Source organism: Bradyrhizobium sp. USDA3010 (genome assembly GCF_056429065.1).
The window spans coordinates 229,064-242,325 of sequence record NZ_JBWJZD010000002.1 but is presented as its reverse complement, the minus strand read 5'-3'; the positions used below and the strand labels follow the sequence as shown (position 1 = coordinate 242,325).

Annotated in this window: 13 protein-coding genes; 1 reads left to right on the top strand and 12 read right to left on the bottom strand. The window is 65.1% G+C overall.

The window, feature by feature from the left end:
- The first annotated feature begins 127 nt into the window (after positions 1–127).
- Positions 128–319: a hypothetical protein gene (locus AC066Y_RS04155; protein WP_478272778.1), complete on the top strand. Its 192-nt coding sequence runs from the start codon at positions 128–130 to the stop codon at positions 317–319.
- Between the two features lie 45 nt (positions 320–364).
- On the opposite strand, the gene AC066Y_RS04150 is transcribed toward AC066Y_RS04155, so the two are convergent.
- The 12 genes from AC066Y_RS04150 to rpoZ all read right to left on the bottom strand — a co-directional run bounded on the left by AC066Y_RS04150 (position 365) and on the right by rpoZ (position 13,075).
- Complete coding sequence (locus AC066Y_RS04150; RefSeq protein WP_478272777.1) at positions 365–1,204, bottom strand: N-acyl homoserine lactonase family protein; 840 nt, start codon at positions 1,202–1,204, stop codon at positions 365–367.
- Positions 1,205–1,316: 112 nt separating this feature from the next.
- The gene (locus tag AC066Y_RS04145) at positions 1,317–2,294 is read right to left on the bottom strand and encodes a cation diffusion facilitator family transporter (RefSeq protein ID WP_478272776.1); all 978 of its coding nucleotides are present in this window, start codon (positions 2,292–2,294) and stop codon (positions 1,317–1,319) included.
- 172 nt (positions 2,295–2,466) lie between these two features.
- A complete protein-coding gene (gene parC / locus AC066Y_RS04140; RefSeq protein WP_478272775.1) occupies positions 2,467–4,722 on the bottom strand; it encodes a DNA topoisomerase IV subunit A in 2,256 nt (751 codons plus the stop codon).
- A 72-nt stretch (positions 4,723–4,794) separates the two neighbouring features.
- Entirely contained in the window at positions 4,795–5,544 is a 750-nt protein-coding gene (gene recO, locus AC066Y_RS04135; protein ID WP_092114757.1) for a DNA repair protein RecO, read from the bottom strand.
- Between the two features lie 131 nt (positions 5,545–5,675).
- Positions 5,676–6,056: a hypothetical protein gene (locus AC066Y_RS04130; RefSeq protein WP_092114758.1), complete on the bottom strand. Its 381-nt coding sequence runs from the start codon at positions 6,054–6,056 to the stop codon at positions 5,676–5,678.
- Positions 6,057–6,100: 44 nt separating this feature from the next.
- The gene (gene era / locus AC066Y_RS04125) at positions 6,101–7,024 is read right to left on the bottom strand and encodes a GTPase Era (RefSeq protein WP_478272774.1); all 924 of its coding nucleotides are present in this window, start codon (positions 7,022–7,024) and stop codon (positions 6,101–6,103) included.
- Positions 7,017–7,838 carry a ribonuclease III gene (gene rnc, locus AC066Y_RS04120; protein ID WP_478272773.1) on the bottom strand — a complete coding sequence of 274 codons (822 nt, stop codon included), beginning with the start codon at positions 7,836–7,838 and terminating at the stop codon, positions 7,017–7,019. The genes era and rnc overlap by 8 nt, the downstream gene beginning before the upstream one ends.
- Positions 7,835–8,596 carry a signal peptidase I gene (lepB, locus tag AC066Y_RS04115; protein WP_207829927.1) on the bottom strand — a complete coding sequence of 254 codons (762 nt, stop codon included), beginning with the start codon at positions 8,594–8,596 and terminating at the stop codon, positions 7,835–7,837. Before lepB ends, rnc begins: the two co-directional genes overlap by 4 nt.
- A 282-nt stretch (positions 8,597–8,878) precedes the next feature.
- Positions 8,879–9,295 (bottom strand): holo-ACP synthase, encoded by a 417-nt coding sequence (acpS, locus tag AC066Y_RS04110; protein WP_478272772.1) that lies wholly within the window; start codon positions 9,293–9,295, stop codon positions 8,879–8,881.
- Positions 9,292–10,065, bottom strand: coding sequence for a pyridoxine 5'-phosphate synthase (locus AC066Y_RS04105; RefSeq protein ID WP_478272771.1), 774 nt, complete (start codon positions 10,063–10,065; stop codon positions 9,292–9,294). The genes acpS and AC066Y_RS04105 overlap by 4 nt, the downstream gene beginning before the upstream one ends.
- A 110-nt stretch (positions 10,066–10,175) precedes the next feature.
- Positions 10,176–12,467 (bottom strand): RelA/SpoT family protein, encoded by a 2,292-nt coding sequence (locus AC066Y_RS04100; protein ID WP_478272770.1) that lies wholly within the window; start codon positions 12,465–12,467, stop codon positions 10,176–10,178.
- A gap of 215 nt (positions 12,468–12,682) precedes the next feature.
- Complete coding sequence (gene rpoZ, locus AC066Y_RS04095; RefSeq protein ID WP_016844003.1) at positions 12,683–13,075, bottom strand: DNA-directed RNA polymerase subunit omega; 393 nt, start codon at positions 13,073–13,075, stop codon at positions 12,683–12,685.
- Positions 13,076–13,262 lie beyond the last annotated feature (187 nt).

Sequence of the window (13,262 nt, the reverse complement as noted above, 5' to 3'; positions counted from 1 at the left end):
CGTGACAGATGCGGACGCCGGTCCGGCATTGCAAGGCCGCCCCGCCTCACCTCCTTCGGGCGGAACGACGCCACCGAGTGCCGGCGATTCCGCTTCCCTTTGCCTCGGCCTTCGCGCAAAAGGGCGCATGGATAACGACGCCAGCCAGCCGAACCCGATCCGACGCCTCACGCGATGGGCGACCACCCCGCCGCAATCCTATGGGGTCTATCTGGCCGGCATCATCCTGGTTTACGCGCTGTCGTTCTACGCCGGCACGATGAAGCCGAAGCACGCGCCCGCCCCGCCGGTAACCGCACCGTCCGCCCCGCACAGCTGATCAGGCCGGTCGGGGCTGGTCGAAAGCGAACGGCGCCGAAGCAGCTCAGTCATAGAAGTCCGGCGACAGCTTCAGCCCGTCGCGCTGGGCCTTGTCGTGGTTGATCCAGAGCTGCGCCTTCTCCTTCGTCAGCGTGTCGGCGATCTTCTGCATCGAGGCCAGCGTCTGCTCCTTGCTGGCATTCAGGCTCGGCACGCGCCGATTGTCCCAATTGTCCCTGAAGTGAACGGCATCCCCGGTCAGCACGACCGCGCCGGTGTTCGGCAACTTCACCAGCAGCGACTGGTGGCCGGGCGTGTGGCCCGGCGTCGACAAGATGGTTACGCTGCCGTCGCCGAACACGTCGCGGTCGCCCTCGAGTTTCGTCACGGGATGCTCGGGCTTGAAGCGCGGCGCGTTGTTGGCGCCGGGCCATTCATACTCCGTCTTCTGCACATACAGCATCGCGGCCGGGAACAGCTCGACATTGCCGATGTGATCGGGATGGGTATGCGAGACGGCGATCGCCTTGATGTCCGACGGCTTCACCCCGAGCTGGTCGAGCTGCGCGGCCAGCGTCTTCGGCCGCCGCCAGGTCACCGCCTTGGGATCGGCAGGCGCAAGGCCGTTCGGCATCGCCGCGACCGCGTCGGGAATGCCGGTGTCCCACAGGAACCAGCCCTGCGCGTGCTTGATCAGATAGCAATTGTCGACGAAATCCATCGACTTGCCTTCATTGACGCCGGGCGACCAGCGTGAAATGTCGCCGGCAACGCCTTCGCCGCAGTTGAGGATGTAGAGCCGCTCGACGCCTGCTTTCGCCGGCTGGGCGTCTGCGTGCGGCGCCGCGCCCACGAGCCAGAGCAACATCGCAAGACCGATTGCCTTCTTCACGTTGCCCTCCATTGATCGCGCCCGCTCAACGCGCGCGGCCGCAATGTGCCGCCTCATCGGCGGCCGTGGAAGACACGGACGTGGGTCGATCGATCAATTGAACGCGAGTGAGTCTCGCCGCAGGCTAGACCATTTCCGCCGGCGCCAGCCGGCAGGTCTCGCTGCTGATCTCGACCTGCAGCGTGGCGTGGTGAATGCTGAACCGCTCCGACAGCTCGGCGCAGACGCGATGCAGGAAGACATCGTCATGTCCGCCGGGCCGCACCAGGTGTGCGGTCAGCGCGGTCTCGCTGGTGCTCATCGCCCAGATGTGCAGGTCGTGCACCTCGGTGACGCCCTCGAGCGCGCCGAGATAGTCCCTCACCCGCTTGAGATCGATGCCCCTCGGCACCGCGTCGAGCGCGAGGTTGACGCTGTCGCGGGCAAGCTCCCAGCCGCTCAGCAGCACCACCACGGCAATGACGAGGCTGATCGCCGGATCGAGCCACTGCCAGCCGGTCGCCATGATCAGCAGCGCCGCGATCACGACGCCGAACGAGACGCCGGCGTCCGCCGCCATATGCAGATAGGCGCCGCGCACATTGAGGTCGCTGTCGCGGCCGCGCATGAACAGCAGCGCCGTGCCGCCATTGATCAGGATGCCGAGCGCCGCGACCCAGACCACGGTCCAGCTTGCGACTTCGGCCGGCTCGCGGAAGCGGTTGATCGCCTCGACCGCGATGCCGCCGACCGCAATCAACAGCAGCCCGGCATTGAACAACGCCGCCAGGATCGAGGCACGACGATAGCCATAGGTGTGGGTGTCGGTCGGGCGCCGCCCGGCCAGCCACGCCCCGCCCCAGGCCAGCAGCAGCGCGATGACGTCGGAGAGATTGTGAACGGCGTCGGAGACCAGCGCCAGCGAGTTGGCGGAATAGCCGAAGATCAGCTCGGCGATGACGAAGGCAGTGTTCAGCGACGCGCCGACCGCAAAGGCCGTACCGAAACTGTCGGGCGCGTGGCTGTGCCCGGCATGGGAATGACCCGCGTGCGCGTGCCCGGCATGGGAATGTCCGTGAGAATGACCGCTGTGGTCATGGTCGTGGTCGTGATTGTGCGCCATGGCAACTGTCGCCCGATATCGTCGGCGACGGTTATAGCGCGGTGAAATCTGGATACTATCACACCGCGCCAGTTGACGGCGTAGCCCGGAGGGAGCGCAGCGCATCCGGCATCGTTGCCAAACGCGACAGCGGCCCCGGATTTCGCTTCGCTTTATCCGGGCTACAACACCGCTACTCCACGCCGCGATTGAACTTGTTCGACTTCGGCAGGCCATGGGCGAGCCGGCCGGCGTCGGCGCGGTTGCCGCGCCAGTCGGCCAGTTCCTTCAAGGTCATGCTGTGCTCGCGGCCGGCGGAATCCTTCCAGGTCAGGCCGGTCTTGGAATCGAACACCGCGACATCGGATAGCTCCGAGCTGCTGTATTTCTGCAGCCGAACGCCGCGGCCCCGCGCCATCTCCGGCACCTGGTCGAGACCGAACAGCACCATCTTGTGGTTGGTGCCGATCACGGCGACGGTGTCGCCGTTCACGGTGGTGATCGCACGGGCCTCGTTCGGCATCTCGACATTGAGCACCTGCTTGCCCTTGCGGGTATTGCCGACGCAGTCCTCTTCCTTGACGATGAAGCCCTGTCCCTCGCTGCTGGCGATCAGGAACTTGCGCTCGCCCTTGTTGACGAACAGCGAGATGATCGCGGCGTCCTGCTCGAGGTCGATGAACATGCGGATCGGCTCGCCATGGCCGCGGCCGCCCGGCAGCTTGGCGACGTCGAGCGAGTAGAACTTGCCGTTGGTGGCGAACAGCAGCAACTTCGAGGTGGTCTCGGCAAAGAACGAGTGCTCGAGCTTGTCGTCGGTCTTGAAAGCGAGCCCCGACAGATCCTCGACATGGCCCTTCAGCGTCCGCACCCAGCCCTTCTCGGAGATCACGACGGTGCACGGCTCGCGCTCGACCAGGGCTTCCTCGATCGCGGCGAGATCATGCTCGGGCGCATCGGCGAAGGTGGTGCGGCGTTTGCCGAGCGGCGTCTTGGGTCCGAAGATATCGCGGACCTTGCGCACCTGATCGCTGACCTTGGCCCATTGCTCGGTCTCGGAACCGAGCAGGCCCTCGATGCCCTTCAGCTCCTTGCGCAGCTCCTTGTCCTCGGTGCGGATCTCCATCTCCTCCAGGCGGCGCAAATTGCGCAGGCGCATGTTGAGGATGGCGTCGGCCTGGACGTCGGTAAGGTTGAAGGTCTTCATCAAGACCGGCTTCGGCTCGTCCTCGGTGCGGATGATCTTGATCACCTTGTCGAGGTTCAGGTAGGCGACGAGGTGGCCGCCCAGCACTTCCAGCCGGTGCTCGATCTGCGTCTTGCGGAAGTTGGAACGACGGACCAGCACGTCGCGCAGATGGTCGAGCCATTCGCGCAGGCACTCGGCAAGGCCGACCACCTTCGGGATGCGGCCCTTGATCAGCACGTTCAGGTTCAGCGAGATCTTGCTTTCCAGCTCGGTCAGCCGGAACAGCGACTCCATCATCAGCGCCGGATCGACCGTGCGCGATTTCGGCTCGATCACGAGGCGGATGTCTTCGGCGGACTCGTCGCGGACATCGCCAACCAGCGGCAGCTTTTTCTCGTTGATGAGTTCGGCGATCTTCTCGACGATCCGCGACTTCTGCACCAGCCACGGAATCTCGGTGACGACGATCACCCAGGTGCCACGCGCGCCCTCTTCCTGGGTCCAGCGCGCGCGGGTGCGGAACGAGCCGCGCCCCGTGGTGTAGGCCTCGACGATCGCTTCCTTGGAATCGACGACGATGCCGCCGGTCGGGAAGTCCGGGCCCTTGACCCATTTCAGCAGCGCCTTCGACTTGGCGTCGGGCTTCTCGATCAGATGCAGCGCGGCGTCGCAGAGCTCGGCGGCGTTGTGCGGCGGGATCGAGGTCGCCATGCCGACCGCGATGCCCTGCGCGCCATTGGCGAGCAGGTTCGGGAAGCCGCCGGGCAGCACCACCGGCTCTTTCGACTGGCCATCGTAGTTGAGGCGGAATTCAACACCGTCCTCGTCGATACCTTCAAGCAGGAGCCGCGCGACCTCAGTCATGCGCGCTTCGGTGTAGCGGTAGGCGGCCGCGTTATCGCCGTCGATATTGCCGAAATTGCCCTGGCCGTCGACCAGCGGGTAGCGCGAGGAGAAATCCTGCGCGAGGCGCACCATGGCGTCATAAATCGCCTGGTCGCCATGCGGATGGAACGAGCCCATCACGTCGCCGACGATCTTGGCCGATTTCTTGAATGCCGCGCGCGGGTCGAGCCCGAGCAGGTCCATGCCGTAGAGGATGCGCCGGTGCACCGGCTTCAGCCCGTCACGGGCATCCGGCAACGCACGATGCATGATGGTCGAGAGCGCATAGGCGAGATAGCGCTCCTCGAGCGCATCACGCAGCGGCACCTCGTGAATTTCGGCCGGCTTTTCCGGCGGTACCTGTCGTTTTCCCATGGGGAGGCGTTAAACCTTGGCGGTGAATCGGGCAAGCCGCGAATCACCGGGAATTTAGGGCCCGAATCGGCCTTACGGAACCGCCGTTCGGCTTCGCGGCCTGGTCACGGCGTTGATAAACCCGTCGCGGGCGTCGGAATGGCCCTGCCCGCGGGGCTCCAGCACGTGGCGGAGCAGGAACAGGCCGGTGATCTGGAAACCGTCGCGCAGGTCCTGCTCCGACCAGCTGTTGGCGCCGCTCTCGCCTTCGCGCAGGAACGCCGGCAGCGGCAACAGCCGGTCGCGCCACGGCTCGCCGGCGGCACGGGACACGGCGCCGCCGGATTTCGGCGAGACATAGATCAGGTCGGTGGTCTCTCCGGTCGCCGCGCAGTTTTCCAGGTCGAGCCCGAAGCCGAGCTCGGTGAGCATGGCGAGCTCAAACCGGATCAGGTGCACCGCCGCGACGCCGGCATCGTCGAAATCGTCGAGCGTCCCCTGCAGCATCTCGTAGATGTCTTCATGCGGATCGCGCTCCGGCAGCAGCCGGGCCAGCGCAGCCAGATGGGTCACGCCATAGACCGCGTGCGACGAGGCGAGCAGCGTCGCCGCGCGCAGCCGCGTGCCTTCCAGCGTGTACATGCCCAGATGCTCGTCGAGCCGCGCCCGCCACACCGCGGTGACGCTGTTGCCGGGCTGCAGCAGCGGCCGCATCCGCGAGCTGGCGCCGCCGCGCACCAGGCCGAGATGGCGGCCGTGCTCGCGCGTCAAGAGCTCGACGATGGCGGAGGATTCGCCATGCCGCCGCACGCCCAGCACGATGCCTTCATCGGTCCATTCCATGGCTGCAAAAGTATCATGTAGGGCGGATTAGCGCAGCGTAATCCGCCGATATCGCCAGGAAGTTACACGGCGGGTTACGCCGGAGCCTGTCATCGGGCCGCGCTGGCGCGGACCCGCTCGCCCTACGCAGCCTACGCGTTGAACCAGCCCTGTGCGTCGCCGGTGAAGGAGTAATAGAGCCCGGCCGTGGTCAGGATGCAGGACACCACCTCGATGGCGCTATCGAGCTCCAGGCCCTTTTCGCCGATCACCTGCACCAGCGAGATCACCGACAGCACCAGCATCGCACCCAGCGCCCAGCGCGGCCAGTTCTTGCGGTGCTGCGCCGCAAGCCGGACGAAATACACCAGCAGCAGGATCATGCAGCCGGCGGTCAGCGTCTCGCCGGTGATCATCTGATCGGTCCTCACGTCGGTCGGCGTGCGGTCCTGGAACGCCACCGACAACGCGTCGAGCGTCAGCGACAGATAGAGCAGCACCTCAAACCACAGCACATTTCTGGGCACATTCATTGCTTTGGGCACGCTCATTGCTCTGGGCACGTTCAAGCGCCGGCTCATTCCTTGGGGAAATCCAGTCCCATTTCCTTGTAGCGGTCGGGATCGTCGCCCCAGTTCTCGCGCACCTTGACGAACAGGAACAGGTGTACAGGCACGCCCATGATCTCGGCGATCTCGGCACGCGCCTGCGCGCCGATCGACTTGATGGTGGCGCCGCCCTTGCCGAGCACGATCTTGCGCTGGCTCTCGCGCTCGACAAAGATCGTCTGCTCGATGCGGATCGACTTGTCCTTGCGGTCGGTCCAGCTGTCGGTCTCGACCGTCGACTGGTACGGCAGTTCCTGATGCAGGTGGCTGTAGATCTTCTCGCGGGTGATCTCGGCCGCCAGATGCCGCATCGGCGCATCCGACATCTGGTCCTCGGGATAGAGGAACGGTCCCGCCGGCACCAGCTTGGCCAGCGCCTCGCGCAGGTCGGCAACGCCGTCGCCCGACAGCGCCGAGATCATGAAAGTGTGCTCGAAGCGCATCCGCTCGTTGGCGGCCTGCGCCAGCGCCAGCAGCTTCTCGCGCTGCACGAGGTCGACCTTGTTCAGCACCAGGATCTTCGGATGCGCGACGGTTTCGAGCTTGGCGAGGATCGCATTGGCCTCCTCGTCGATGCCCGACTTCGCGTCGAGCAGCACACAGACGAGATCGGCGTCGTGGGCGCCGCTCCAGGCGGTCGACACCATGGCGCGGTCGAGCCGGCGCCGCGGCGCGAAGATGCCGGGCGTATCGACCAGGATGATCTGCGCGTTGCCCTCGATCACGATGCCGCGGATCAGCGCGCGCGTGGTCTGCACCTTGCGCGAAACGATGGTGACCTTGGAGCCCACCAGCGCATTGACCAGCGTCGACTTGCCGACATTGGGCGCACCGATCAGCGCGACGAAGCCACAGCGCGTCGCGTCTCCTTGCCCGTTGGGTTCGTCAGTCATTGGTACCGACGCCTTCACGTTCGATCATCGCGGATGCTGCTGCTTTCTCGGCCGCGCGCTTGTTGCCTCCGAGGCCCTCGGCGGAGGCGAGGCCCGGCAGGTCAACCGCAACGCGGAATTGTGGATCGTGGTGCGGGCCGGTGCGTTCGACCTCGCGATAGACCGGCGTCGGCAATCCCTTGCCTTGCGCCCATTCCTGCAACACGGTCTTGGGATCGCGCAGCGGCCGGCGCAGCTTGTGCATCCGCTCGGTCCAATTGCGCTCGACGAACTGGCGTGCGGCCTCGTAGCCGCCGTCGAGAAAGATCGCCCCGATCACCGCTTCGCAGATATCGCCGAGCACGGATTTGCGCAGCCGTGCGCCCTCGACCGCCTTCACCATGCCGAGCTTGATGTCCTCGAGCAGCCCGAGCGACTTGGCGACGTCGGCGCAGCTCTCCTTGCGCACGAGATCGGCGAGCCGCTTCGACAATTCGCCCTCGTCGGCCTTCGGGAACGCCCGGAACAGCATGTCGGACACGATCAGCCCGAGCACGTGGTCGCCGAGGAATTCCAGCCGCTGGTAGCTGTCGGCGCGGTTGCGGGTGGCGGGCTTCAGCGCGGAGACGTGGGTGAACGCGGTGGTCAGCAGCGCGGCATCCGAGAACGTATACCCGATACGCGCCTCGGTGCCGGCGATCGCGGCCTTCTCTTCAGCCGCCCTGGCGGCCTTGGTGCGCCGCTTCTTCGGCGCGGCCGCGCTTCCGGCGGCGGGCGTCTGGCTCGGCTCGCCGGTGGGCGCTTGATCGTTGATGGCTGCGGTATCGTCGTTCATCGCACGATGGAGAATAGGCGGTTCCACCGCACGGCGAACGGCCAGCGCCAGATCATCCAGGCCTGCTCGCCCTCGGCGATCGAGAAGAAGATCATCTGGGCACGCCCGATGATGTTCTCGAACGGCACGTAGCCGACCTGCGACAGGAAGCGGCTGTCGGTGGAGTTGTCGCGGTTGTCGCCCATCATGAAGAAATGCCCGGGCGGAACGGTGTAGACGATGGTGTTGTCCATGTAGCTGTTGTCGGTGCAGTCGAGCGACTCATAGCTGACGCCGTTCGGCAGCGTTTCCTTCCAGCGCTTGACCCGGGCGGTGGCGTCCGCCGAGCCGCAGGGATCCTCGCCGACGAAATCGCTCAGCCGCTCGCGCTTGATCGGCTCATCGTTGATGTAGAGCAGCCCGTTCCGGACCTCGATGCGGTCGCCCGGCAGTCCGATGACACGCTTGATGTAGTCGGTGGAGTCATCCCGCGGCAGGCGGAATACCACGATGTCGCCGCGGTTCGGCTCTGAGCCGAAGATGCGCCCCGAGAAGATGTTCGGCGAGAACGGGATCGAATAGTGGCTATAGCCATAGGAATATTTCGAGACGAACAGGTAGTCGCCGACCAGGAGCGTCGCCTTCATCGACCCCGAGGGGATGTTGAACGGCTGGAACAGGAAGGTGCGGATGACGAGCGCGATCAGAAGGGCATGGATGACGACGCGGATGGTCTCGCCCACGCCGCTCTCAGATTTGGTCCCGGTGGTCGCGCTCATTGCTTTCCCAATTCCCGCGGGCCCTGATGCCCACGCGGTGGCAGAACGTTCTCTCCACGCGAAGCGTTCGACCCCCGCGTGAGGAAAATGGCCTTGATTCTGATCTTGAGGGCAAATTCCGGCCTGAACCTGGAATCCGCGTCTCGCTCGATACCGTGCGGCGTTTTAGACGGTTGTTCGCAGGGGCGCAATCAATCGCCGCCTCAAAACTTCGCAATTCATTGAAATGTCAATGATTTTTTAGTTTGCTGAAGTTTTCTGGCAAATTCCGGCGCCGCGCGGTCATCTGGCCGGAGCAACCGCCGAAATTATGACGAAGGCCTGCGCCAGCGGCCAATCGTCCGTGATCGAAAGGTCGATCTGCGCCTGCATGCCCGCGGGTGTCAGCTCCTGGAGCCGGGCCAGCGCCCCGCCGGTCAGCTGCATCGACGGCCGCCCTCCCGGCAGGTTCACCACCCCCATGTCCTTCCACCACACCCCGCGCCGGATACCGGTGCCGAGTGCCTTGGAGCAGGCCTCCTTCGCGGCGAACCGCTTGGCATAGGTTGCGACCACCATCTTCTGGCTGTTGGCCCGGCGCACCGCCTTGGCGCGCTCGGCGTCGGTGAAGATGCGATCGAGGAATCGCTCGCCGTGCCGCTCGATCACCTTGGCAATCCGGGTGATGTCGATCAGGTCGGAGCCAATGCCGATGATCATGCGCTGACCGCGCCTTGCGCCCTGGCGCGGCCGCGGTCCATCGCCGCACGCATCTCGCGCACCGTGGCGGCGATGCCGACAAACAGCGCCTCGCCCATCATGAAGTAGCCGATGTTGAGCTCGCGGATTTCGGGCAGCGCGGAGATCGTCTCCGCGGTCTCATAATCGAGCCCGTGGCCGGCATGGACCTCGAGCCCGGCCGCCTGTGCGAGCTTGGCGCCGGCGACGATGCGCTTCCACTCGGCCTCAGCCTTGTCCTTGTGGCCATCGACCACGGCGTCGCACCAGCCGCCGGTGTGGATCTCGATCACGGGCGCCTTCAGCTGCGCGGCCATCTCGATCTGCCGGGGATCGGCGGCGATGAACAGCGAGACCCGGATGCCGGCATCATTGAGCCGCGCGATGAACGGCGCCAGCGCATTGTGCTGGCCGACCACGTCGAGGCCGCCTTCGGTGGTGAGTTCCTGGCGCCGTTCCGGCACCAGGCAGACCGCATGCGGCTTGGTGGCGAGCGAAATCCTCAGCATGTCGTCGGTCGCCGCCATCTCGAAATTCAGCGGCTTGGATATCTCGGCCTTGAGCCGCGCCATGTCCTCGTCGCGGATGTGACGGCGATCCTCGCGCAAATGCGCGGTGATGCCGTCGGCGCCGGCCGCGATCGCGGCAAGCGCCAGCCGCACCGGATCGGGCCGCGCCCCGCCCCGCGCATTGCGCAGGGTCGCGACGTGATCGACATTGATACCGAGACGGAGCGGAGCAGCCTTTGACATGTCCCTAACCTGCAATTCTAGCCTGTCATGCGCGGGCATAGCCGTCCGAAGGAAGGCGTCGCTTCCGCTCGCCTATGCCCTGCACTCGCCTATGCCCTGCACATGCATCTTTACCCATTGACGCGTTCGACTCGTGCAACGACGGCCTTGGCGCGCAACTGCGCGATGATAGCGCTGAGATGCTTGAGGTCATAGACCTCAAGATCGATGGTCAGCTCCGTGAAGTCAGGCGATTGGCGCGACATGTGGATGTTGTCGATATTGCCGTCGTGCTCGGCGATCACGGTCGCGATCTGGGCGAGGCTGCCCGGCTCGTTGACATTGTGGACCAGGATGCGCGCGGGGAAGCGCTGCGGCATGGTCTCGTCGATGTCCCAGCGCACGTCGAGCCAGCGCTCCGGCTCCTCCTCGAAATCCTTCAGCGCCGGCGACTGGATCGGGTAGATCGTGATCCCCTCACCCGCCGTAACGATGCCGACGATCCGATCGCCCGGCACGGCACCGCCGTTCGGCGCGAACTTCACCGGCAGCTCGGAATTGATGCCGCGCACCGGGATCACCGAGGTGGCGCGCGCCGGATGCGGCGGGGTCTGCGTTTTCAGCTTGGCGGCGAGCCCCTTCTTGGCGCCATAGCGCACCATCCGCTCTTCCTTGTAGTCGGGATACATCGCGCGCGCGACGTCGGAGGCCTTGATCTCGCCGCGTCCAACGGAGGCCATCACGTCCTCGATCGAGGTGCGGGCGAGCCGCGGCAAGGCGCCCTTCAGCTTGTCGTCGGCATATTCGATCTTGGCGCGGGCAAACAGGCGGTCGACGATGCGGCGGCCGAGGCCGGCATACTGGTCCCGCACCGCATCGCGGGTGGCACGCCGGATCGCGGCGCGCGCCTTGCCGGTGCGGGCGAGCGCTTCCCAGGCCGACGGCGGCGCCGACTGCGCCTTCGAGGTCAGCACCTCGACCTCGTCGCCATTCTGCAGCTCGGAGGACAGCGGCGCGAACTTGCCGTTGATCTTGCAGCCGACCGCGCTGTTGCCGACACCGGTGTGCACGGCATAGGCGAAATCGATCACGTTGGCGTTGCGCGGCAGCGCGATCAGCTTGCCCTTCGGCGTGAAGCAGAACACCTGGTCATGGAACAGCTCGAGCTTGGTGTGCTCGAGGAATTCCTCGGGATTGGAGCTCTCCGAGAGGATGCCGATGGTGTGGCGCAGCCAGGCGAAGGCGTTGGACTCGTGCTTCAGCCGCTCATGCGGCGAGCCCGCCCCTTCCTTGTAGAAGGCATGCGCGGCGATGCCGAACTCGGCGATCTGGTTCATCTCCTCGGTGCGGATCTGCAACTCGACGCGCTGCTTGCCCGGTCCGATCACGGTGGTGTGGATCGACCGGTAGTCGTTCTGCTTCGGCGTCGAGATGTAATCCTTGAAGCGGCCCGGCACGACCGGCCAGGTGGTGTGGACAATGCCGAGCGCGCGGTAGCAGGCGCCGACATCGTCGAGGATGACGCGGAAGCCGTAGATGTCGGAGAGCTGCTCGAAGCCGACCGACTTGCGCTCCATCTTGGTCCAGATCGAAAACGGCTGCTTGCGGCGGCCGAACACCCGCGCGGTGATGCCGTTCTTCTGCAGGTTCTTGGAGAGCTGGGTTTCGATCTCGCCGATCAGGTTGCGGTTGCGCTCGGCCAGTGAATCGAGCCGCTGCTTGACCACCGCATAGGCCTCGGGATCAAGCACGAAGAACGACAGGTCTTCCAGCTCCCCGCGCATCTCCTGCATACCCATGCGACCGGCCAGCGGCGCATAGATATCCAGCGTCTCCTCGGCGATGCGGCGGCGCGAGGCCGGCGGCACGAATTCCAGCGTGCGCATGTTGTGCAGGCGGTCGGCGAGCTTGATCAGCAGCACGCGGACGTCGTCGGCGATCGCCAGCAGCAGCTTGCGCAAATTCTCGGCCTGCTTGGCCTCGCGCGACACCAGCTCCAGCCGCTTCAGCTTGGTCAGGCCTTCGACCAGCGCGCCGATCTCATGGCCGAACACATGGTCGATCTCGGCCCGCGTCGCCTCGGTGTCCTCGATCGTGTCGTGCAGCAGCGCCGCCACGATCGTGGCGTCGTCGAGCTTGAGGTTGGTGAGGATCGCGGCGACCTCGAGCGGATGCGAGAAATAGGGATCGCCGGAGGCACGCGTCTGGGTGCCGTGCGCCTTCATGGCGTAGACGTAGGCGCGGTTGAGCAGGTCTTCGTTGGTGTCGGGGTTATAGGACCGGACGCGCTCGACAAGGTCATATTGTCGCATCATTCGGGTCCGCAGCTTCGCCGGCCTTTCCGCCGCGGACGAGGCCGGCGCGACCGCGACCGTTTCGGTTGCAGCCTGCATCTGGATGGAACTGCGGCGTCGATACGCCATGAACTCGCTGCCTCTCGCGGGACCGGAACGTCCCTTCTTCCTCAATCTAGTGCGCTTTCGAACGAAGCAGCACCCCGCGCGGCCCTGGAACCATTCAATTTCGCGCGCCCGCATAGGACGCACCGTAACCGCAAAATTGTCAACAAAAGCAATGGCCCGGAGCAATGTCCGGGCCTTTGGCAAATTGATCCGAGATGTGGAGCCGAACGACGGACTTACTCGTCTTCCTCGGGCTGCTCTTCCGGGGGCGCCAGGCCCTCGAGGCCCTTCAGCAGCTCTTCCTCGGTCATGCGCTCGACCGCGACCTCGGTGTCGTCGGCGTCGACGCTGGCACCGGCGGAACCGATCAGCGGCACAGTGTCCGGCTCGGGCTCGTCGACCTCGACGAACTTCTGCAGGGAGTGCACGAGTTCCTCTTTCAGGTCCTCCGGCGAGATCGTCGAATCGGCGATCTCCCGCAGCGAAACGACCGGGTTCTTGTCGTTGTCGCGATCAACCGTGAGTTGCGATCCCGACGAGATCATCCGGGCACGATGCGCGGCCAACAGGACGAGGTCGAAACGATTGTCGACCTTATCAATGCAATCTTCGACGGTGACGCGAGCCATCTCGAGGCGCTCCGTGGTAAAAGGGACCAAACATGTAGGTTATGAGGGTTAGTTATAGGGCTAGCCCCCGTTTCGCAAGGCAAAATTTGTGATTTGCCTTCCCAACAGGCTCTGATACCCCCCTCTGCCGGGGCCAGAAGGGCCGGAGCGTCTGATGACATGGCTAGGTTGCTGTCCCAGACAAGTA

Excerpts from the sequence above, each read along its gene's own strand:
- AC066Y_RS04155 (WP_478272778.1), top strand. The coding sequence starts at position 128 with ATGGATAACGACGCCAGCCAGCCGAACCCGATCCGACGCCTCACGCGA.
- AC066Y_RS04150 (WP_478272777.1), bottom strand. The coding sequence starts at position 1,204 with ATGGAGGGCAACGTGAAGAAGGCAATCGGTCTTGCGATGTTGCTCTGG.
- AC066Y_RS04145 (WP_478272776.1), bottom strand. The coding sequence starts at position 2,294 with ATGGCGCACAATCACGACCACGACCATGACCACAGCGGTCATTCTCAC.
- parC (WP_478272775.1), bottom strand. The coding sequence starts at position 4,722 with ATGGGAAAACGACAGGTACCGCCGGAAAAGCCGGCCGAAATTCACGAG.
- recO (WP_092114757.1), bottom strand. The coding sequence starts at position 5,544 with ATGGAATGGACCGATGAAGGCATCGTGCTGGGCGTGCGGCGGCATGGC.
- AC066Y_RS04130 (WP_092114758.1), bottom strand. The coding sequence starts at position 6,056 with ATGAATGTGCCCAGAAATGTGCTGTGGTTTGAGGTGCTGCTCTATCTG.
- era (WP_478272774.1), bottom strand. The coding sequence starts at position 7,024 with ATGACTGACGAACCCAACGGGCAAGGAGACGCGACGCGCTGTGGCTTC.
- rnc (WP_478272773.1), bottom strand. The coding sequence starts at position 7,838 with ATGAACGACGATACCGCAGCCATCAACGATCAAGCGCCCACCGGCGAG.
- lepB (WP_207829927.1), bottom strand. The coding sequence starts at position 8,596 with ATGAGCGCGACCACCGGGACCAAATCTGAGAGCGGCGTGGGCGAGACC.
- acpS (WP_478272772.1), bottom strand. The coding sequence starts at position 9,295 with ATGATCATCGGCATTGGCTCCGACCTGATCGACATCACCCGGATTGCC.
- AC066Y_RS04105 (WP_478272771.1), bottom strand. The coding sequence starts at position 10,065 with ATGTCAAAGGCTGCTCCGCTCCGTCTCGGTATCAATGTCGATCACGTC.
- AC066Y_RS04100 (WP_478272770.1), bottom strand. The coding sequence starts at position 12,467 with ATGGCGTATCGACGCCGCAGTTCCATCCAGATGCAGGCTGCAACCGAA.
- rpoZ (WP_016844003.1), bottom strand. The coding sequence starts at position 13,075 with ATGGCTCGCGTCACCGTCGAAGATTGCATTGATAAGGTCGACAATCGT.